Source organism: Acinetobacter sp. V2, from assembly GCF_001188385.1.
GTDB lineage: Bacteria > Pseudomonadota > Gammaproteobacteria > Pseudomonadales > Moraxellaceae > Acinetobacter > Acinetobacter oleivorans.
In genome coordinates this window covers 280,629-281,477 of the sequence record NZ_JZFB01000002.1, presented here as the reverse complement: position 1 = coordinate 281,477, position 849 = coordinate 280,629, and the positions used below count along the sequence as shown (strand labels likewise).

Sequence of the window (849 nt, the reverse complement as noted above, 5' to 3'; positions counted from 1 at the left end):
GATTGAGTCCGTTGTTTTGGTATTTCAATTTTGAGTTTGCCAGAAAGGTATTGACCTGTGAGTGAGTCAGCGTGGTTAGCCAATTCATCATAAGTTCCTTCGGCAATAATCACACCACCATGTATCCCGGCTCCCGGACCGATATCAATAATATGGTCGGCCGCACGAATTGCATCTTCATCGTGTTCAACGACTAATACCGTATTACCTAAATCACGTAAGCGAATCAGTGTTTGTAATAGACGATCATTATCGCGTTGATGCAAGCCAATAGAAGGTTCATCAAGGACATACATGACGCCCATCAAGCCTGCACCAATTTGTGAGGCTAAACGGATACGCTGTGCTTCACCACCCGATAACGTTTCTGCAGAACGAGCTAAACTTAAATAGTTAAGTCCAACACTCACCAAGAAATGTAAACGCTCTCGAATCTCTTTAAAGATTTTATCGGCGATTTCACCTTTAGCACCTTCAAGATTTAAATCTTGATAATAACTTTCAGCATCACCAATCGACATGCGGGTAATGTCGGCAATCGTTTTATCTTTAACGCGAACATGACGTGAAATTTCATTTAGACGTGAGCCATCACAGGCATCACAGGCTGCATTAGAAAGGTATTGAGCTAAGTCGTCTCGTACATAGTTACTTTCAGTTTCACGGTAACGACGTTCAAGGTGCGGTAAAATCCCTTCAAAGGGCTGTACGCGAGTATGTTTACGGCCACGTTCGTCGATATAGCTTAAATCGACTTTTTCTTTGCCAGTGCCTTGTAAGAATTTCTTTTGAGTGTCTTTATCTAGCTTGTTCCAAGGCGTATCAAGTTGAAAACCAAAATGATCGGCA

1 pseudogene is annotated in these 849 nt (G+C 42.2%); it reads right to left on the bottom strand.

Annotation, left to right across the window (positions count from 1 at the left end):
- Positions 1-849, bottom strand: a pseudogene (locus UC75_RS21050) (excinuclease ABC subunit UvrA); the annotation flags it as partial.